21 protein-coding genes are annotated in these 20,684 nt (G+C 32.5%); all 21 read left to right on the top strand.

Going from position 1 to position 20,684, the window contains the following annotated elements; genetic code table 11:
• The first annotated feature begins 90 nt into the window (after positions 1–90).
• The 21 genes from spoIVA to AC0N0V_RS17185 all read left to right on the top strand — a co-directional run bounded on the left by spoIVA (position 91) and on the right by AC0N0V_RS17185 (position 20,635).
• Positions 91–1,569 (top strand): stage IV sporulation protein A, encoded by a 1,479-nt coding sequence (gene spoIVA / locus AC0N0V_RS17285; protein WP_474459659.1) that lies wholly within the window; start codon positions 91–93, stop codon positions 1,567–1,569.
• A 186-nt stretch (positions 1,570–1,755) separates the two neighbouring features.
• A complete protein-coding gene (locus AC0N0V_RS17280; RefSeq protein WP_474459657.1) occupies positions 1,756–2,745 on the top strand; it encodes an asparaginase in 990 nt (329 codons plus the stop codon).
• A 225-nt stretch (positions 2,746–2,970) separates the two neighbouring features.
• Positions 2,971–3,849: a YicC/YloC family endoribonuclease gene (locus AC0N0V_RS17275; RefSeq protein ID WP_474459655.1), complete on the top strand. Its 879-nt coding sequence runs from the start codon at positions 2,971–2,973 to the stop codon at positions 3,847–3,849.
• Between the two features lie 17 nt (positions 3,850–3,866).
• Positions 3,867–4,139: an extracellular matrix/biofilm regulator RemA gene (remA, locus tag AC0N0V_RS17270; RefSeq protein WP_474459653.1), complete on the top strand. Its 273-nt coding sequence runs from the start codon at positions 3,867–3,869 to the stop codon at positions 4,137–4,139.
• Positions 4,139–4,768 carry a guanylate kinase gene (gene gmk / locus AC0N0V_RS17265; RefSeq protein ID WP_474459651.1) on the top strand — a complete coding sequence of 210 codons (630 nt, stop codon included), beginning with the start codon at positions 4,139–4,141 and terminating at the stop codon, positions 4,766–4,768. Before remA ends, gmk begins: the two co-directional genes overlap by 1 nt.
• Entirely contained in the window at positions 4,749–4,967 is a 219-nt protein-coding gene (gene rpoZ, locus AC0N0V_RS17260) for a DNA-directed RNA polymerase subunit omega (RefSeq protein ID WP_474459649.1), read from the top strand. The genes gmk and rpoZ overlap by 20 nt, the downstream gene beginning before the upstream one ends.
• 2 nt (positions 4,968–4,969) lie before the next feature.
• A complete protein-coding gene (gene coaBC, locus AC0N0V_RS17255; protein ID WP_474459648.1) occupies positions 4,970–6,157 on the top strand; it encodes a bifunctional phosphopantothenoylcysteine decarboxylase/phosphopantothenate--cysteine ligase CoaBC in 1,188 nt (395 codons plus the stop codon).
• Positions 6,158–6,520: 363 nt separating this feature from the next.
• Complete coding sequence (priA, locus tag AC0N0V_RS17250; RefSeq protein WP_474459646.1) at positions 6,521–8,722, top strand: primosomal protein N'; 2,202 nt, start codon at positions 6,521–6,523, stop codon at positions 8,720–8,722.
• A 166-nt stretch (positions 8,723–8,888) separates the two neighbouring features.
• Positions 8,889–9,344 carry a peptide deformylase gene (def, locus tag AC0N0V_RS17245; RefSeq protein ID WP_474459644.1) on the top strand — a complete coding sequence of 152 codons (456 nt, stop codon included), beginning with the start codon at positions 8,889–8,891 and terminating at the stop codon, positions 9,342–9,344.
• A gap of 3 nt (positions 9,345–9,347) precedes the next feature.
• Positions 9,348–10,280 (top strand): methionyl-tRNA formyltransferase, encoded by a 933-nt coding sequence (gene fmt, locus AC0N0V_RS17240; RefSeq protein ID WP_474459642.1) that lies wholly within the window; start codon positions 9,348–9,350, stop codon positions 10,278–10,280.
• Between the two features lie 38 nt (positions 10,281–10,318).
• A complete protein-coding gene (locus AC0N0V_RS17235) occupies positions 10,319–10,999 on the top strand; it encodes a zinc metallopeptidase (RefSeq protein WP_474459640.1) in 681 nt (226 codons plus the stop codon).
• Between the two features lie 80 nt (positions 11,000–11,079).
• The gene (gene rsmB / locus AC0N0V_RS17230; RefSeq protein WP_474459638.1) at positions 11,080–12,408 is read left to right on the top strand and encodes a 16S rRNA (cytosine(967)-C(5))-methyltransferase RsmB; all 1,329 of its coding nucleotides are present in this window, start codon (positions 11,080–11,082) and stop codon (positions 12,406–12,408) included.
• Positions 12,409–12,417: 9 nt separating this feature from the next.
• The gene (rlmN, locus tag AC0N0V_RS17225; RefSeq protein ID WP_474459636.1) at positions 12,418–13,467 is read left to right on the top strand and encodes a dual-specificity RNA methyltransferase RlmN; all 1,050 of its coding nucleotides are present in this window, start codon (positions 12,418–12,420) and stop codon (positions 13,465–13,467) included.
• 3 nt (positions 13,468–13,470) lie between these two features.
• Positions 13,471–14,214, top strand: a complete 744-nt coding sequence (locus AC0N0V_RS17220) for a Stp1/IreP family PP2C-type Ser/Thr phosphatase (protein ID WP_474459633.1) — start codon at positions 13,471–13,473, stop codon at positions 14,212–14,214.
• Positions 14,189–16,096 carry a Stk1 family PASTA domain-containing Ser/Thr kinase gene (pknB, locus tag AC0N0V_RS17215; protein ID WP_474464562.1) on the top strand — a complete coding sequence of 636 codons (1,908 nt, stop codon included), beginning with the start codon at positions 14,189–14,191 and terminating at the stop codon, positions 16,094–16,096. The genes AC0N0V_RS17220 and pknB overlap by 26 nt, the downstream gene beginning before the upstream one ends.
• A 174-nt stretch (positions 16,097–16,270) precedes the next feature.
• On the top strand, positions 16,271–17,143 hold the full coding sequence (gene rsgA / locus AC0N0V_RS17210; RefSeq protein WP_474459631.1) for a ribosome small subunit-dependent GTPase A: 873 nt from the start codon (positions 16,271–16,273) through the stop codon (positions 17,141–17,143).
• 190 nt (positions 17,144–17,333) lie between these two features.
• Positions 17,334–17,984: a ribulose-phosphate 3-epimerase gene (gene rpe / locus AC0N0V_RS17205; protein ID WP_474459629.1), complete on the top strand. Its 651-nt coding sequence runs from the start codon at positions 17,334–17,336 to the stop codon at positions 17,982–17,984.
• 1 nt (position 17,985) lies between these two features.
• Positions 17,986–18,624: a thiamine diphosphokinase gene (locus tag AC0N0V_RS17200; RefSeq protein ID WP_474459627.1), complete on the top strand. Its 639-nt coding sequence runs from the start codon at positions 17,986–17,988 to the stop codon at positions 18,622–18,624.
• A gap of 368 nt (positions 18,625–18,992) precedes the next feature.
• Positions 18,993–19,208: a hypothetical protein gene (locus AC0N0V_RS17195; protein ID WP_474459625.1), complete on the top strand. Its 216-nt coding sequence runs from the start codon at positions 18,993–18,995 to the stop codon at positions 19,206–19,208.
• Between the two features lie 161 nt (positions 19,209–19,369).
• Positions 19,370–19,498, top strand: a complete 129-nt coding sequence (locus AC0N0V_RS17190) for a hypothetical protein (RefSeq protein WP_474459622.1) — start codon at positions 19,370–19,372, stop codon at positions 19,496–19,498.
• A gap of 159 nt (positions 19,499–19,657) precedes the next feature.
• Complete coding sequence (locus tag AC0N0V_RS17185) at positions 19,658–20,635, top strand: N-acetylmuramoyl-L-alanine amidase (RefSeq protein WP_474459620.1); 978 nt, start codon at positions 19,658–19,660, stop codon at positions 20,633–20,635.
• Positions 20,636–20,684 lie beyond the last annotated feature (49 nt).

Here is a 20,684-nt window from a genome sequence, read left to right as displayed (position 1 = left end):
AATATTAACTTTTTTTTCTTAATAGTAATAAATCACCCCAATATAAAATATATATATACTGTTAACATTTAGATTATTGGGGGGAATATTTTGGAGAACTTTGATATATACAAAGATATAGCAGAGAGAACTCAGGGAGATATATACGTAGGGGTTGTAGGTCCGGTAAGAACAGGAAAGTCTACTTTTATAAAGAGATTCATGGAGCTTATGGTAATACCTAATATTGAGAACTCCTACAAAAAGAAGAGAGCACAAGATGAATTACCACAAAGCTCATCAGGAAAATCTATTCATACAACTGAGCCTAAGTTTGTGCCAAATGAGGCTATAGAGATAAATTTAAAGGAAAATACCAAATTTAAAGTAAGGTTGGTAGATTGCGTTGGGTATATTGTTAAGGCTGCATTAGGGCATATGGAAGGTGAAGTAGCTAAAATGGTTACCACACCTTGGTATGAGCATGAGATACCTTTTGAACAAGCTGCAGAAATAGGAACTAAAAAGGTTATAAATGAGCATTCAACTATAGGAATATTAGTGACTACAGATGGATCTGTAACAGACATAAATAGAGAAGAGTATATCGAAGCTGAAGAGAGAGTAGTAAATGAATTAAAATCTATAAATAAACCTTTTCTGATTGTGTTAAACTCACAAAATCCGAATAGTTCAGAAACAGTTGCACTAAAAAAAGAACTAGAGGAAAAATACGATGTTCCTGTTCAGGAAATGGATGTACTTAACATGAAAGAAGACGATATTACAAATGTGTTTGGCAGAGTACTTAAGGAGTTTCCTATTAAAGAAATAAATATTGATATGCCTGAATGGATAGAGAAATTGGAACCGTCTCACTGGTTAAAATTGGATTTTATCAATCTTGTCAAAGAGATGTGCAATAATGTATATAAGGTTAGAGATATAGGCAAATCTTTAAATGGTTTTAAAGAAGTAGAATTCGTTGGATCATCTAATATTAATGAAATTAATATGGGAGAAGGTACTTCGAGAATTAATTTAAAACCTAAAGAAGATTTATTCTATAAGATATTAAGCGAGGTATGTGGTGCTGAGCTGTCTGGTGAAAGTGATTTATTGAACATAGTTAAAGAAATGTATAAAGCTAAGATCGAATATGACAAGGTAGCTGTTGCCTTAAGAGATGTGAAAGAAACAGGATATGGTTTAGTAGCCCCTCAACTTTCAGAAATGAAGCTAGAGGAACCAGAGATTGTTAAGCAAGGAAATAGATTCGGTGTTAAACTTAAAGCTAGTGCACCATCACTTCACTTAATAAGAGCTGACATACAAACTGAAGTTTCTCCTATAATGGGAACAGAAAAAGAGAGTGAAGAAATGGTTAAATCTTTGTTAGAGCAGTTTGAAAACGACCCTTCAAAAATATGGCAAAGTAATATGTTTGGGAAATCCCTAGAAATACTTGTAAAAGAAGGGTTGCAAAATAAATTGTACAAAATGCCAGAAGATGTGCAAGTAAAGATTCAAAAGACTCTTCAAAAAATAATTAATGAAGGTAACGGTGGCTTAATCTGCATTATATTATAAGACAGTAGTTATTAAAAAGATATAATTACTATAAAGCCTGTGGACCATCTGGTTCGCAGGCTTTATAGTGTGAAGTTTTGAAAAATAATAATTCATGGAGAAAATAAGAATAAATTTGATAAAAACTATGAAAAATGATAGATATTAGATTATAATAGAATAGTAAGAAGTTAAGGAGGAGTTTTCATGAAAAAAGTTGCTGTGGTTTTTAATGGTGGAACTATATCTATGAAAGTAGATCCAAGAGTTCAGGCAGCTGTACCAAGTTTAAGTGGGGAAGAGATAATGGCGATGGTCACTGGAATAGAAAAATATGCAGAAATAGAATCGCATAATTTTTCTAATGTTCCAAGTCCTCATGTTAAACCAGAGGATATGATGAATCTATCTAAATACATAAAAGAACTATTAAGTAGGGACGACATAGTAGGTGTTGTAGTGACACATGGTACAGATTCACTAGAGGAAACAGCGTATCTTCTAGATTTAACTATAAAGACTGAAAAGCCAGTTGTAGTTACGGGTGCAATGAGAAGCAGCTCAGAATTGGGATATGACGGTCCGGCCAACCTATCAGCTGCAATTTGTACAGCTATATCAGATGAAGCCTGTGGAAAAGGTGTTTTAATATGCATGAATGGTGAATTAAATTCAGCTTCTGAAGTTACAAAAACTAATTCAATGAGTCTAAGTGCTTTTCAAAGTCCTTCTTTTGGACCAGTAGGTATTGTGGACAATAATCAAGTTATATTCTATAGAGAAAGTTTAAATAGGCAGTACATAGATACTACAAATATAGAAACGAAAGTGGAACTTATAAAGTGTGTTTCTGGAATGGACTCGAAATTACTAGACTTTTGTGTAAATGAAGGTGACAAGGGAATAGTTATTGAAGGAATGGGAAGAGGAAACGTACCACCAGCTATGGTAGATGGCATAAAGAAGGCTATAGGAAAAGGAATAGCAATTGTATTAGTTTCAAGATGTTACGAAGGTAGAGTTTTAGATACGTATGGATACAATGGTGGTGGAAAAGAGTTAAGAAATTTAGGTGTCATATTTGGAGATAACTTACCTGGACAAAAAGCTAGAATTAAGTTAATGCTTGCTCTTGGAAAAGGAAGCAACATAGATGAAATAAGAGAAATTTTTGAAAAAGGATTATATTTGGTGTAAGTGGATAACATTATTATATAAACTTTTTAGAGTTAAAAATTAAAAGTAAATTTACAATATTTCTATAAATATGTTTATAATAAATATTTTATGATATAATTTTTAAAATTTTAGTTCTAAATTTAATTCTACATTTGATAGTTGTAAATTTGTCTTGAAATTATTATTAGTATTTATGTATAATTAGTATGAATTGACAAGGCAAGACGGAAGGATGAAATAATAATGATAAAAAGCATGACTGGTTTTGGAAGGGGAAGTATAGAGCAAAATGGCCGTAGTTTTACAGTAGAAATAAAAAGTGTTAACCATAGATACTGTGATTTAAATATTAAAATGCCCAAAGGCTTAATGTCTCTCGAAGATAGAATAAGAAAAACAATCCAAGAGAAAGTCAATAGAGGTAAGGTTGACGTATTCATTATTCAGAATAACTATGAGAAGCAAGGGGTTAAAGTAACATTAGATGAAAAGCTTGCTGATAGTTATGTAGCGTGTCTAAATAGAATAAAAGATAGGTATGATATAAAGGAAAGTTTATCCACTGCGCTTATAGCAAAGTTTCCAGATGTAATAACATTAAGACAGGAAGATGATGATATAGAGGAAATTTGGAAGGTTCTTTTAGGACCACTACAAGAATCTATAAATTTTCTTGTAGATATGAGAGGAAGAGAAGGAATAAAACTTGAAAAAAATATACTCTCAAAGTGTGACTATATAAAGGGTTTGTTGGATACAATAGAAGAAAAGTCACCATTAGTTGTAAAAGTACATAAGGAAAGACTTGAAGAAAGACTTCAGGAGTTACTAGGAGATTATCAGATAGATGAAGGTAGAGTTGCTATGGAAATTGCTTTATTTGCTGATAAAAGTTGCATAGATGAAGAAATAGTTAGACTTAATAGTCACTTAGTGCAACTAAAAGAAACATTTACCCTAAATGAGCCTGTAGGAAGAAAACTCGACTTTATAATACAAGAAATGAATAGAGAAGTTAACACAATTGGGTCAAAGGCCAATAACTTAGAAATAACAAACCTTGTTTTAAATATAAAAAATGAGATTGAAAAGATAAGAGAGCAAATACAAAACATTGAGTAATAGCTAGGAGGCAACATATGAGTATAAAATTAATAAACATAGGTTTTGGAAACATAGTTTCAGCAAATAGATTAGTAGCTATAGTTAGTCCTGAGTCAGCTCCAATAAAAAGGATAATTCAGGAGGCAAGAGATAGGGGTATGCTTATAGATGCAACATATGGTAGGAGAACAAGGGCAGTTATTATTACAGATAGTGATCATGTAATACTTTCAGCTGTTCAACCTGAAACTGTAGCACATAGATTGTCTTCTAAAGAAGTTGAAGATGAAGTAGAGGTAGATGAATAATGGAAAAAAAAGGTCTTTTAGTAGTTATATCAGGACCTTCCGGAGCTGGAAAGGGAACAATATGTAAGTCTTTGCTTGAACAAAATGTTTTTTGGCTTTCCGTATCAGCTACTACAAGACAACCGAGAAAAGGAGAAATAAATGGAACAAACTATCACTTTTTAAGTAGAGAAGAGTTTCAGGATAGAATAGCTAAAGATGACTTTTTAGAGTATGCAGAGGTATATGGAAACTATTATGGTACTCCAAAATCAAAAGCTTTAGAGGCTATAGCTGATGGCCAAGATGTTATACTAGAAATAGATATTCAAGGAGCATTAAAAGTTAAAGAGGCTTATCCAGAAGGAGTATTCATCTTTATACTTCCTCCTTCAATGGAAGAGCTTAAAAAGAGAATTATAAATAGGGGAAGTGAAACCCCCGAGTCCCTGATGACAAGATTTAAATCAGCTTACAAAGAAATAAATTACGTGTCAAAGTACAATTATGCAGTTGTTAATGATACTGTCGAAGAAGCAGTAAAAAAAATACAAAGTATAATCGTTGCTGAGAGATGCAGAGTTGATAGAGTAAAGGACAAAATACTAGATTCAAAGGAGGGCATTATTCATGAACAACTCTATGATTAATCCATCTATCGTAGAACTATTAACAAAGGTAGATAACAGATATACATTGGTTACAATGACTGCTAAAAGAGCAAGACAATTAATAGAAGGTGGAGAACCTTTGGTAAGAGTAACTTCAACAAAACCTGTTACAATAGCAACAAATGAAATTAATGAAGGAGCAATTACTTACGAAACTATCAAAGCAGGCATTAAGTAATTATGAAACAAAAAAAGACTATTGTTGTTGGTGTAACAGGGGGAATTGCAGTCTATAAAGCACTAGATGTAATAAGTAGACTGAAAAAGAAAGGCTTTGAAATACACGTAATAATGACGGAGTCGGCAAAGGAGTTTGTTACTCCTCTAAGTTTTCAAAGTCTAAGTCAAAATATTGTAAATTCGGATATGTTTGCTGAGCCAAGAGCTTGGGAAATTCAACACATTTCACTTGCCAAAAAAGCTGATTTAGTAATAGTGGTTCCAGCTACAGCGAATATTATAGGTAAAGTTGCAAATGGTATATCAGATGATTTACTTTCTACAACAATTATGGCAACTAAGGCTAAGGTTGTTTTTGCTCCTGCTATGAATACAAATATGTACAATAACCCTATAGTTCAGGACAATATTAGTAAGCTTATCAGATATGGATATAGTTTCATTAGCCCTATAAGTGGAAGATTAGCTTGTGGAGATGAAGGTGAAGGAAAGCTTGCAGATACGGAACTTATTGCTGAGTACACAGAAAGTATGCTTTATGATTTAAAGGACTTACAGGGTAAGAAGATTCTTGTAACGGCAGGGCCTACAATAGCAGAGATAGATCCAGTTAGGTATATAACTAATAGGTCCTCAGGAAGAATGGGATATGCTATAGCAGAAGAAGCAAGAGATAGAGGTGCAGAGGTAACTCTTGTATCAGGTGCATCAAACCTAGAGGCACCTTTTGGAATTAAAGTAGTAAATGTTAGAACTAATGAAGATATGTTTAAAGAGGTTTTAGATAACTATAAAAGTCAAGATGTAGTAATTAAAGCTGCGGCAGTAGCAGATTACAAGCCAAAAGAATACTCTAATAAAAAGATTAAAAAGTCAAATGATGAATTTGAGTTATCTTTGATGAAAGACAAAGATATACTTAAAAAGCTAGGAGAATTAAAAGATAAGCAAGTACTTGTAGGTTTTGCAGCAGAGAGCAATGATTTATTGGAAAATGCTCAAAAGAAGCTAAATGCTAAAAATCTTGATTACATTGTAGCAAATGATATTACTGCTTCAGATACTGGTTTTGCTTCTGAGGACAATAAAGTAACTATACTTTGCAAAGATGGCAGAACTATTCCTTTAGAAAAGATGTCAAAAAGACAGGTAGCAAGAGAATTATTTGATTTAATAAATGAAAAGTAGATTTCACTGAGAGGGGCTGAAACTTACGGTATTTGTAAGAGAATGCCTCTCTTATTTAGCATGGAGTTGTAGGTTCATAGTCTAACTTTGGGCCAGGCAGCTATAGTTAATTCCCCCAATACTGTTAACTGTCTTCAAGTGCTTTAAAGCCTATAAATTGAAAAAATCCAAGAACTTTCATTGACTCGCTTGATGCTCAAACAAATAAAAGTTCTAAGATTTTCTTAATTTGTAAGCTAAGAGTACTAAGAAGACAGTTAAATGTATCTTCGGAATCAACTATAGCTACCTTTTTAAAATTTAGTCGTGAACGTACAATATGAAAATAGCAAAAGTAACTTTAGATTATAAAAGGGTGATTAAGTGTACAAATACGCTGGCATTATAGTAAATAATACGTCTATACAACTAGATAAGCCTTTCACGTATAAGATACCTGAAAGCTTATATGATAAAATAGAAGTGGGTTATAGAGTAAAGGTACCTTTTGGAATGGGTAATAAGAAGATAGATGGCTTTGTAGTAGAGCTTTATGAGGAATATAACGGTGGAGGAAGAATTAAAGAAATCGCAGAGCTATGCGAGGATTTTCAATTATTTACTGAGAAGGATTTGATTCTTATTAGAGAGATGAGAGAGAGGTATTTGTGTACTTATCTTGATTGTATAAAGGTTTTTATTCCTACTGGAGTTTTCAAGGGAATGAGAAATAAAAGAGAGACTCTCATATATTGTGGTAGAGTGCCTGATGGTAAGTTTGATAAAGAGCCTTATAAAACTATTTATGAAATTGTGAGAAATAACGAAGGAGTTTTTACTAAGAATGGGCTTAGTAAAGAATTTAATTTATCTCTTTCGTCAATAAATACTATGATTAAGAATGAATTACTTGTAGTACAAGAGCAAGTTATTAATAGATACAATGAAAGAAGATATGCCGAGTATTCGGAGAAAAAGTTGAATGAAGAACAGCAGGCTGCGGTAGATAGAATATTAAAATCAGAAAAAAGAGCTTTTTTAATACATGGGATCACTGGTAGTGGTAAAACTGAAATATATATGCACTTGGTAAGTAAAATGATAGAGCAGAATAGAGAAGCAATTATATTGGTACCTGAAATAGCTCTCACACCCCAAATGGTAGAGAGATTTAAAGGCAGATTTGGCAAGGATATAAGCGTGTTTCATAGTAAGCTTTCTGATGGAGAAAGATATGATGAGTGGCTCCGTGTAAAGATGGGAAAAGTAAAGGTAGCCATAGGTGCTAGATCTGCAATATTCCTACCATTTAAAAATTTGGGATTAATAGTCATAGACGAGGAGCACGAGGGTAGTTACAAATCAGATAGTAATCCTAAATACAATGCTAGGGAAATAGGAGAATTAAAATGCTCTTTGGAAAATTGTAAAATGATTTTGGGATCGGCAACACCATCAATAGACACTTACTATAGAAGTAAAAAAGATGAGATAGAATTAATAACTATAAAAAAGAGAGCTGATGGAGCAATTTTACCAGAGGTAGAAATTGTTGATATGAGAGAAGAATTGTTAAATAACAATAGGTCTATGTTTAGTAAAAGGTTATATGAGTCTATTGAAGATAGGCTAAATAAAAAGGAGCAAATAATACTTTTTCTAAATAGAAGAGGATTTTCAACTTTTGTTTCCTGTAGAAAATGCGGATATGTTTTTAAATGCAATAATTGCGATATATCCTTAACATATCACAATGAAGGAAGCAAATTAATGTGCCACTACTGTGGCAGTAAACAATCAGTACCACATCAGTGTCCACAGTGTGGCAGTAAATACGTAAAGTATTTTGGAGTAGGTACAGAAAAAATAGAACAGGAAACTAAAAAGCATTTTCCAACAGCAAAGACCTTGAGAATGGATTTCGATACTACTAGAGGAAAAAATTCTTATGAGGAAATATATAAAACCTTTAAAGAGGAAAGAGCTGATATACTAATAGGAACTCAAATGGTAGCTAAAGGACTTGATTTTAAAAATGTTACTTTAGTAGGAGTCATTGCTGCAGACTTATCATTAAATCTTCCGGATTTTAGATCAACTGAAAGAACATTTCAATTAATTACACAAGTTTCAGGAAGAGCTGGAAGAGGAGAAAAAAGGGGAGAAGTAATAGTTCAAACTTACAATCCTGAAAGTTATAGTATTAGATACGCTGCAACGAGTGATTACGAAAGCTTCTATAAAGAAGAAATAGAATTAAGAGATACTATGGAGTATCCACCTTTCTCTGATATACTGCTTATTAATATGAGTAGTAAAAATGAAAATCTATTAATAAAAAGTATACAAAATGTTGGTATATATTTAAGAAATGAATTAGAAAAAGATGATAAAATTAAAATGCTAGGCCCTTGCCCTTGTGAAATTTCAAAGATAAAGGAATTATATAGGTGGCAAATTATATTAAAGGGTGGGATAGAAAGAAAATTTGGTGAGAAAGTAAGAAAAATAGTTTATGAATTGCTAAAAGATGTTTATAATGATATAAGAGTGAGTATTGATGTTAATCCCAACAGCATGCTATAAAGTAAATTAAGATTCAGATAGAGGTATAGACATACCCGATTCTTAATTAAACGAATCCAAGAACATAAGCAATCTTTTCCTTAACAGAGTATGTGGGGAAGAGGTCGAGTAGTTATTGGATAAAATGAAGTTTTAATAATTTAAAAACATCAGGAGGTATATAATAATGGCGTTAAGAACTATAAGAAAATATGGAGATGAATTACTCAGAAAGAAGAGTAGAAAAGTTGATGTAATAGATGAGAGGATTGTAACCTTACTTAAGGATATGGAAGAAACAATGTATGCTGCAGATGGTGTAGGACTTGCAGCGCCACAGGTAGGTATACTTAAAAGGGTTGTAGTAATAGATGTTGGTGAAGGTATAATAAAGCTTATAAATCCAGAAATTATCGAAACAGAAGGTAGTGAAAGAGATACAGAGGGATGTTTAAGTGTTCCAGGTGAACAAGGTGAGGTAGAAAGACCTTATAGAGTTAAAGTAAAAGCATTAAATGAAAAGGGTGAGGAAATAGTTCTCGAAGGGGAAGGATTGCTTGCAAGAGCATTTTGTCATGAAATAGACCATTTAGATGGTGTATTATTTGTTGACAAAATAATAGAGAATGAGAGAGGTAAATAAAGTATGGATATAGTATTTATGGGTACTCCTGATTTTGCGGTGCCTTCTTTAAAAAGTCTTATTAGAGAGTTTAATGTGAAGGCTGTATTTACTCAACCAGATAGGCCTAAGGGAAGGGGAAAGAAAATATCTATTTCCCCTGTTAAAGAAGTAGCACTAGAATATAATATTCCTACATTTCAACCTGAAAAATTGAAAAATGATAGTGAAGCACTGCAGCAATTGAAGGATATGAATCCAGATTTTATTGTTGTCGTAGCCTATGGGCAAATACTTACAAAAGAAGTATTAGATATTCCTAAGTTTGGATGTATCAACGTACATGGTTCGGTACTTCCTAAGTATAGAGGAGCAGCTCCAGTAAATTGGGCGATTATAAATGGAGAAAAGGAAAGCGGAAATACAACCATGTTTATGGATATAGGTCTAGATACAGGGGATATGCTTTTAAAAAGCAGAGTACAAATTACTGATGATATGACTGCAGGAGAACTTCATGATATTTTGATGGAGGATGGGGCAGAATTATTGGTAAAAACACTGAGAGGATTAAATTATGGTAGCATTCAAAGAGAAAAACAGGGAGAAACGCCTACTGATTATGCTAAAATGTTAGATAAAGACATGGCAAAAATAGATTGGAAGTTAAGTTGTATTAAAATAAAGAATTTAATAAGGGGCTTAAATCCATGGCCAATCGCTCATACACAATTCGAAGGACAAAGTATGAAGATATATGAAGCAAAAGCTTTGGATGAAAAATCTTCTCAGGATCCAGGTACTATATTAGATGTATCTAAAGAAGGAATAAAAGTTTCTTGTGGAGATGGAATACTATTATTAAAAAATGTACAGTTTCCTGGAGGAAAACCAATGGCTGTTAGTGAGTACATTAAGGGGCACGAAATTAAAAAAGGTATTGTGCTTGGAGAGTAGATTTAAATAATAAGCGGTTTGCAATTGGAGGGATAGCTATGTTTTTTTTCGATAGTAGTTTTATTATATTGATTCCAGCGCTAATTATTGCAGCTTGGGCTCAATTTAAGGTATCCTCGACTTTTGAAAAGTATTCTAAATATGGAAGTAGTGGTGGATATACCGGTGCACAAGTGGCAAGAATATTACTAGATAGTAATGGGTTATATGACATACCTGTAGAACTGACACCTGGTAGACTTTCAGACCATTATGATCCTACTAGAAGAGTCATGAGACTTTCACAAGAAGTGTACTATGGAAATTCAGTAGCTTCTATTGGAGTTGCAGCACATGAAACAGGTCATGCAATTCAACATAAAGAGCGTTATGCTCCTTTAGTTATAAGAAATTCAATGGTTCCAGTTGCAAACTTTGGTTCTAGTGCGTCATGGGTACTATTTTTACTTGGAATGGTTTTTGGATTAAGAGGACTTGTTAGTATAGGGATACTTCTCTTTACAGCAGCGGTAGTTTTTCAAATTGTAACCCTTCCAGTTGAATTTAATGCATCAAATAGGGCTCTTAAAATACTTGAATCCAAAGGGATACTTTATGGAAATGAACTAAGAGGAGCTAAATCAGTATTAAGTGCGGCAGCAATGACTTATGTTGCAGCAGCTCTGACAGCTGTAGCTCAACTAGTAAGATTAGTACTGATAAGTAGAAGTGATGATTAGGCATCTTCAAAAGAACAACTAGTCAATATATTATATCTAAGATGTCCTAGGGGAAATTAATTTAAAGATGAGGTAATATAATGAACAATGCGAGAAAAACCGCAGTAAAGATACTGGGTGAAGTATTTAATAAAAATGCATACTCAAATATAGTATTAGGCAGGGAACTGAATAAATCTGAATTAAATGATAAAGATAAAGGTTTAGTTACAGAAATAGTATATGGAACAATAAAGTATAAGTATACTATAGATACTATATTAAATTATTTTATAAAGAGTAATCTGCAAAAACTAGAGGTAGATATTCTAAATATACTTAGAATATCTGTATACCAAATGTTATATTTAGATAAGATTCCAGAGTTTGCAGTAGTGAATGAAGCTGTTGAACTCACTAAAAGGAAGTCTCCTAAGGCTGCTAAGCTTGTAAACGGAGTTTTAAGAAATTATTTAAGAAACAAAGATATAATTTATTATAATAAAGATAGTAAGCTTGAGGAACTAAGTTATAAGTATTCATTTCCTAAATGGATGGTTAAGTTATTCCTAGAAAGTTATAGTTTAGATGAAGCTGAAAAAATTCTTAGTGGATTAAATATGGTTCCAGCTGTTACTGTTAGGGTGAATTCTTTAAGAATAGATTATGAAGAAGCTTGGAAGAGTCTAATGGATGCTGGATATGACATAGAAGAAGGAAAAGTTTGTCCAGAGGCAATCCAAATAATAAAAGGAAGAAATATAGAAGATAATCCTTTATTTAAGGATGGGTTAATAACCGTTCAAGATGAAAGTGCAATGATGGTAGCACCTTCAATGGATTTAGAAGAAAATATGACAATATTAGATTTGTGTAGTGCTCCAGGCGGAAAGGCTTGTCATGCCGCAGAAATAATGAATAATACTGGGAAGATATTGGCTTTTGATATTCATGAAAATAAGTTGTCTTTAATTAAAGATAATTCCGATAGGTTAGGCATAAAAAATGTTAAGTGTAGTGTGCTAGACGCTGCAAGATACTCAGGCAACTATAAAGAAATAGCTGATAGAGTTCTTATAGATGTGCCTTGTTCAGGTATTGGAATAATAAGAAAAAAGCCGGAAATTAAATGGACTAAAGATAGAGAGTCTATAAAAGGGTTAGTTAAGATTCAAAGAGATATTATGTTAAATGCCGCTAAGTATGTTAAAAAGGGTGGAAAACTTATTTATTCTACTTGTACATTAAGTAAAGATGAAAATGAAGAAAACATAAGGTGGTTTTTAAAGAAATGTCCAGATTTTAAAGTTGAACCTCTTTATTTTGGAAATTTAGATAATTTAATTTACCATAAAGAAGGAGTTGTAACTATTCTTCCGAATAAAAATATGGATGGATTTTTTATAGCAAAAATGATAAAGCACGGGTAGGTGGAATAGATGAACAATATCTTAGATTTAAGTCTTGAAAAACTAAAGTTATGGATGAAGGAAAACAAAGAAAGTGAGTTTAGGGGAAAACAAGTTTTTGATTGGATATACAAAAAAAGTACTTGGGATTTCGAGAATATGAATAACATTCCCAAAAGTACAAGAGAAAAACTTAAAAAGTCATTTTATATAGAGATACCAGAAGTTGTGGAAGTATTTAAATCAAACCTAGATAATACCTTTAAGTTTCTTTTTAAATATAGAGATGGAAACATTATTGAATCTGTAGTGATGAAGTATAATCATGGGAATTCTATCTGTGTTTCTACACAGATAGGTTGTAAAATGGGATGTAAATTTTGCGCGTCTACACTAGGTGGGATGGTAAGGAACTTAACAAGTGGAGAAATAGTGGCTCAGGTTTTAAAAGCACAACAAGAAATTGGGGAAAGAATATCAAATATAGTATTGATGGGTAGTGGTGAACCACTAGATAACTATGACAATGTAATGGAATTTTTAAGTTTAATAAATGCTGAGTATAGTGTTAATATAGGGCAGAGACACATAACTTTATCAACTTGCGGGATAGTCCCAAAAATAAAAGAATTAGCAGATAAAAATCTTCAAATTACGTTGGCAATTTCTCTTCATGCTCCAAATGATGAACTTAGAAAAACCATGATGCCTATAGCTTATAAGTATTCCATTAGTGAAGTGATTGAAGCATGTAAGTATTATATAGATAAAACTAAAAGAAGAATAACATTTGAATATGCTTTAGTGCGAGATGTAAATGATAGCAAGGAACATGCATTAGAATTAATAAAGTTATTAAAAGGTATGTTGTGTCATGTTAATTTAATACCAGTAAACGAAGTAAAAGAGAATAATTTTAAAAAATCATCTGGCGATAACATAAAAAGATTTCATAATATTTTAACTGAAAATGGTATAGAGACCACTATAAGAAGAGAGATGGGTTCAGATATAAGCGCTGCTTGTGGGCAATTAAGAAGAAGTTATTTAAAATCAAGAAATGATTCAGAAGGGGTGTAGAAAATGGTGGGGATCCTATCAGATATAGGAAATGTTAGAAAAATCAATGAGGACTTTGTGGATTTTTATGAAAATGATACTTTTCGAATCTATGTTGTAGCAGATGGAATGGGAGGACATAATGCAGGAGAGGTTGCTAGTAAGTTGGCGGTAGAGACTACCATCTCCCGTATAAAGTCCCTAAAGGATATTTCAGATTTGGAAGCTACTTTAAATGTAAGCATAAAGGATGCTAATAGTAAAATCTTTGAATTAGCTAAAAGTAGCGAAAGTTTAGGAGGAATGGGGACAACTATAACAGCTAGTTTGGTAAAGGAAAAGGAAATGGTAGTAGCGAATGTTGGTGACAGTAGTTGTTACATTATGAAATATAACGGTATAACAAAAGTAACAAAAGACCATTCTCTTGTGCAACAATTAATTGATGAAGGTAGCATAACTGAAGAAGAGGCAGCTATTCATCCAAATAGGAACATTATTACTAGAGCGTTAGGTACAAATCTTTCTGTAGAAATAGATACATTTAAGGTTGATTTATCAGATGTTAAAAAAGTTATATTATGCACTGATGGTTTATCTAATGGAGTAAGTGTAAGTGAAATGTATGATATAATGCTAAATAATAATAACGATGATGCATGTAGAAGATTGGTAGAGCTCAGTAAAATAAAAGGTGGTAGGGATAATATCTCAGTTATTGTATTTGAAGGAGAGTGTAATGATGATAGGAACTATGCTAGGAAATAGGTATGAGCTTTTAGAGAGGATCGGAGAAGGGGGGATGGCTTTAGTATATAAAGCTAAATGTCATTTATTGAACCGTTATGTTGCCGTGAAAGTACTAAAAGAGCAATATACTGATGACAAAGAATTTGTTGAAAAATTTCAAAGAGAAGCTACCGCCGCAGCTAGCCTTTCAGATAACAATATAGTAAATATTTATGATGTAGGAACTCAAGGAGATATTAACTATATAGTAATGGAATATGTTAGGGGGAAAACCTTAAAACAATTAATAAGAGAAGAAGGCAAATTAAGCACAGGTAATGCAGTAAAATTTGCAATTCAAATAGCAAAAGCTCTTGAGTGTGCACATAAGAATAATATTATACACAGGGATATAAAGCCTCATAACATACTTGTAACAGATGAGGGATTGATTAAGGTGACGGATTTCGGTATAGCAAAAGCGTCTAATTCTGTAACTATAACAAATTCAAGTAAGGTAATGGGATCAGCTCACTATTTTTCACCAGAGCAAGCAAAAGGAAGTTTCGTTGACTGTAGAACTGACATATATTCCTTAGGTATAGTAATATACGAAATGGTAACAGGTAGAGTACCTTATGATGCTGAAAGTCCAGTTTCAGTGGCACTAAAGCATATACAAGAACCTGTAGTACCTCCAAAACAACTAAATGGGAGTATTCCAGAAAGTGTAAATAAACTTATACTAAAGGCAGTGGAAAAAGAGCCTATTAAAAGGTATCAAACTATAAAAGATATGCTTATGGACCTAAAGAAGATAGAAAATAATCAAGCATTTAAGATAGCAACTAGTGACTTTGATGATGATATGACTAGAATAATGGACCCAGTGGTAGTTGATGATAATTACACAAAGTATGATTCAGAAGACAAGGAAGAACCTAGAAGAAATGGAAAGGGTATTGATTCAAAAAAGAGAAATACCATAATGGGAATAGCTATTGCCGTACTTATAATAGTAATAGGTTCAGTTTCAGGATATTTTGCCTACAATAGAATGGTAGGGGGAAGTGGAGGAGAAACCACGGTACCTAGCATAGTGGGGATGAAACAAGAAGATGCGAAGGCGCTAGTAGAAGAAAAAAAACTAAAATTTGTATCCATCGGTAAAGAAAAAAGTGATAAGCCAGAAGGTACTGTTCTAAGGACTTATCCAGTAGAAGGAACAAAAGTAAAAATTAACTCAGAGGTTAGAGTTAGCATAAGTGGCGGACAGGATAAGTTAGGAGTTCCTAATCTGATAGGGGTAGATTTAGAATCAGCTAAGGATATGATAGTTAGAGGAGAATTAAAGCTTGGAAATGTATCATATAAGTATAGCGATACTGTTTCAATAAACTCTGTAATAAGCCAGAGTCCTGAACCAGATGCAAATGCAGATGCAGATACAAAGGTTAGCTTGGTGATAAGTAAGGGACCAGAGGTTAAATATGTAAATGTACCAGACATTAGTGGAAAAAATATAGATGAAGCATCAGCAGTAATGTCTGGAGCTGGATTAAAAGTAGCAAAGAATCCTGTCAATACCACTGATAAAGCGTTAGATGGTAAGGTAACTGTACAAAGCATTGCAGCAGGACAGCAAGTTAAAGAAGGAACAACAATTTCATTGAGTTATTATAAATTTACTGAGCCGGTGAAAAAGCCAGATGTTCCAGAAAACCAAGAGGGTAATGGAAAGAATACAGAAGAGAACAATACTGATAATACAGGAAAAGGCAACGAACAGGCTGGTAAAGGACAAAATAGCACAGGTACAGATGCAGGTACAACAAGTGGCACAGGCACTACTAGTGGTGATAAACAGCAAACCAGTGGAGAAGCTAATAATACAACTCAGAAAACAACTAGCGGACAATAATGAATTTAATACTATTTTCTTAAAATTTCAGGTGAAGTTTTACTCACCTGAAATTTTAAAATTATAATGAATTATAGTACATATATTGCAAATCATAATAAGTATAAATTAGTAAGTTTTAAAATTTTTATGTATTTGACATTATACGAAATTTGGTAGTAGTAAGGAGGAAATATGCAAGGAACAATAATAAAAGGTATCGCTGGATTTTATTATATAAAGACAGATGAAGGAATTATTGAGTGTAAAGCAAGAGGAAAGTTTAGACTTGATGAACTTACGCCTATGGTAGGTGACAAGGTAGAGATTACAGTAAAGAACGGAAAAGGTACAGTTGATAAGATTTATCCAAGAATTAACAAGATGATTAGACCGGCAGTTGCAAACGTTACTCAAGCTTTAGTTGTGTTTGCTTTAAGGAATCCTGATGTAAATTTGGATTTGCTTAATAAGTTTTTAATAAACTGTGAATTTAATAATCTTAAGGCTATAGTGTGTTTTAATAAACTAGATTTGGTTTCTGAGGAAGAGAAAAGTGAAATTGTAGATATTATTAGAACATCAGGCTATGAAATATTGTTTCTAAAAGCTAAAGAAGGTTGCGGAATTGAGTTGATTAAAGAAAAGCTTAAAAACAATGTTACAGTATTTTGTGGACCATCAGGGGTTGGGAAGTCAACAATACTAAATTCAATTGCTGGAAGAGAGCTTATGGAAACAGGAGAAATTAGTGAAAAATTAAAGAGAGGAAAACATACTACTAGACATAGCGAACTTATTGACGTAGGTGATGGATTTGTAGTGGATACTCCTGGATTTTCTTCTTTTGATATCGATTTTATATCCAAAGAGGAGCTTCAGCATTGTTTTCCTGAATTTGATGAGTATATAGATACGTGCAAGTTTAGGGGATGTCTTCATAATAAGGAGCCTCAGTGCAGTGTGAAAAAGGCTGTAGAAGATGGAAACATAAACTCAAAACGATATGAATTCTATGTAAAGACTTTAGAGGAAATTATTATTAACGAAAATAATAAATGGAAATAAAAATTATATAATGGTCATCATGTTTTTATCCGATTACTAGTAGCTCTTTACATCTACTAATTTAAAGTAAAGGTAAAGAGTGGATGTGTTTTAGGATAACAAGTTCTAAGCATCAGATTGAGTTAAAACTCCGTATGATGCCAAGAATTCTGTTTATAATGTGATGATTAAATTAAGGAGGAGTCAAATTATGATAAGAATAGCACCATCAATATTGTCAGCAGATTTTTGTAAATTAGGAGAAGAGGTTAAGAACTTAGAAAAATACGGTGCAGATTTTATACATATTGATGTTATGGATGGGATGTTTGTACCAAATATATCTTTTGGATTGCCTATAATAAAAAGCATAAGAAAAATAACAAATTTAGTTTTCGATGTTCATCTGATGATAGAAGAACCATCAAGATACATAGAAGGTTTTGTAAAAGCTGGAGCCGATATTATTACTGTACATTATGAGGCGGATAGACATATAGATAGGACTATAAATTACATTAAAAGTTTTGGAGTTAAAGCTGCTATAGCTTTAAACCCTGCTACTAATGTGGAGAGCATAAAGCATTTAATACCAAACTTAGATATGGTTTTAATTATGTCTGTAAATCCTGGATTCGGTGGACAGAAATATATTAACTATTGCTCTGAAAAGATAAAAGAAGTAAAAAAACTTAGTGATGAATTAAATAAAAATCTTCTTATTCAAGTAGATGGTGGAGTAGGGAAAGATAATATAAAAGAGGTAGTGGAGTGCGGTGCAAATGTAATTGTTGCTGGATCAGCAGTTTTTAAGGACGGAAGAATACAAGAAAATATTGAGGAGTTAAGAAGGGAAATCTAACATGAAAATAGTAATTGTATCCGGTGGTACTCCTCCGTCTTATGATTTAGTAAAAGAGGAATTAGAGGATAGTGCATTTTTAATTTGTGCAGATAGTGGGGGAAACTGTCTATATAAATATAATATAGTACCTGATTACATAATGGGAGACTTTGATTCAATAAGTTCAGAAGCACTACACTTTTTTAAAGCTGAAAAAAGGTGTTCTATCGAAACATATCCGCAGGATAAAGACTTTACTGATACGGAACTTGTTTTGAATAAAGCAGTAGAACTTGGGGCAACTGAAATAGTGCTATTGGGATGCACTGGTACAAGAATAGATCACTTAATGGGTAATGTAGGAATGCTTTTAAGATGTTTGCATATGAATATAAAAGCATCAATAAAAGATGAATATAACCATATATATATAACAGATAAATCAATAAGAGTTAAGGGTAAAAAAGGAGATACTTTTTCACTACAGGCTTACAGTGAAATAGTTCACTCTGTAAATATAATAGGAGCAAAGTATAGGTTGGATAATTATGATCTAACGTTAGGAGACCCACGTACAATTTCAAATGAATTTTTAGATAGTGATGTAGAAATTAATTTTAAAAGTGGAGTAGTACTAATATTTTATACTAGAGACTAATGATTATATGAGAATATCTAGCTGTTATAATGTAATTTAGGAAGCTACCTTACTTAATAAGTAACCAGCAGAAAATTGTAAATAAGAAGATATTAAGAATTGTAATTATTAACAAATCTTAATATCTTTTACATTTATGTTAAGTTAATTAATTTTATGCACCAAATTTATATTATTGTCATATTATAATAGTGGATAGTTAAAATCAGTTAGCTTTATAACTAATATTTTATTATTTTACTGTTTAATAAGTATGTGGTATACTACATACATGCAAGATAACGTTTACAAAAGTAATTTGAAGAATCAAATGGAGTAATGATTTTATCATTAATATTAACAAGGGGATTTTGTGGGGGGATATTGAAATGTTTAATTATTATAAGAGGATTGCAGAATATGCAAATGATTTAGAAAATGATGGAAACACAAATAAAGCAGATCAATTGAGAGATATACTAAAAAATGAAAATAGGTGCATTCTCTGTGGTGGTCAAATGGCATATAGTAAAGGATTGTGGAAGTGTATTCAATGTACAGACTATAATTATGCGGATGCAAAGCATAGTCAAGGTATTAACTAATATGAATTTATTTAATTTTTTTAAAACCCCGTACTTTTTAAAAAGTATGGGGTTAAATTTTATAAATGTATTTTTACAAATAACACCAGATAAATTTAACTTATAAGAAGAATGAAATTATCAATATGGTGAAAAATATAGTGTGAAAAGAGGTGATTAATATGGTGAATAAGGCTGCAAGAAAAAAGAGAAATGATAATAAAACTAGCAATTCTAAAACTTCGAACCCAATCACTCATGATGTTGATCCTAATATGAGAAAACCAGTTAGAGGTCTTCCGGAAGTTTAATAGAGATTCATTGCATAAGAGAGCTGAAAAGCTCTTTTTGTTTTAAATAAACTGAAGTTTTTACCAAAGGTTAGTGGAGTTAGAGTATATGTCAATAAAGATATTCACTAAATATAAAGACATTCATATTATAATTTTAGAGGGAAGGAGGTTAGTAATATGAAAATAGCTATAGATATAGGACATAATTGCTATCCAGATTCAGGAGCAATCGAAATCGGAAATGAAAACATTATGGTTATGGAGGTAGGAAAAAGAGTTATATCAAAGCTTCAAGCATTAGGACATACAGTGATTGTTGTAACACCTACAACTTGTTCCAGTGTTTCAGATAGCCTTTGGCAAAGGGTTAATAAAGCTAATAGTTCGGAGGTTCAGTTGTATGTTAGTCTACATGAGAATGCCGGAGGAGGAAAAGGAACAGAGGTATGGATTGGAAGTGAGAGAAGTAGAAAAGTTGCTGAACAAATTCTTAATAATATAGTTAAGTTAGGTTTTAGAAATAGAGGAGTAAAAGTTCAAGGTGTGGATGGATCAAGGTTATATGTGCTTAATCACACTACTATGCCCGCTATTCTGGTAGAAGGATGTTTTGTAGATTCACAAGAGGATATGAATAGGTTTAATGCTGAAGATATGGCAAATGCTATAGTCGCAGGTATAGCAGGTCAAACAATAGCTGGAGTAAGTACGGAACAAAATTCACAAAAGCCAGCTTCTACTAGTACGGTAGATGAAAACAACTCACAAACTTCATCTAAATCTGTAGATCCCAATATAAAAAATCTTCAAATAAAGCTTAATGGATTAATCAATGCAGGACTCGATGTAGATGGAATATACGGACTGGCTACAATACAGACGGTTAAGAAATTTCAGAGGCTTATGGGAATTACTGAAGATAGTATCGCCGGAGCTAATACATGGAGTGCAATAAATGCTATACTTGCGAAACCACTTTCTAAAAATGGTAGTAAAGGTTACGCAGTAAGATGGATACAATGGCGTGTGGGAGCTGCTATAGACGGTATATTTGGTAATGATACGAAAGTAAAAGTACAAAGATTTCAATCTTCAAATGGTCTCACCCCTGATGGAATAGTTGGAGATTTAACATGGAATCAGATGTTTAGATAATATAGTAGGTGAAGTCAGATAATAATTTATCCGATGCTTACCTGTTCTA

This window comes from Clostridium sp. CS1-1 (genome assembly GCF_056135525.1).
Note: the sequence above shows the minus strand (reverse complement) of the source record. Positions and strands in the feature narration are given on the sequence as shown.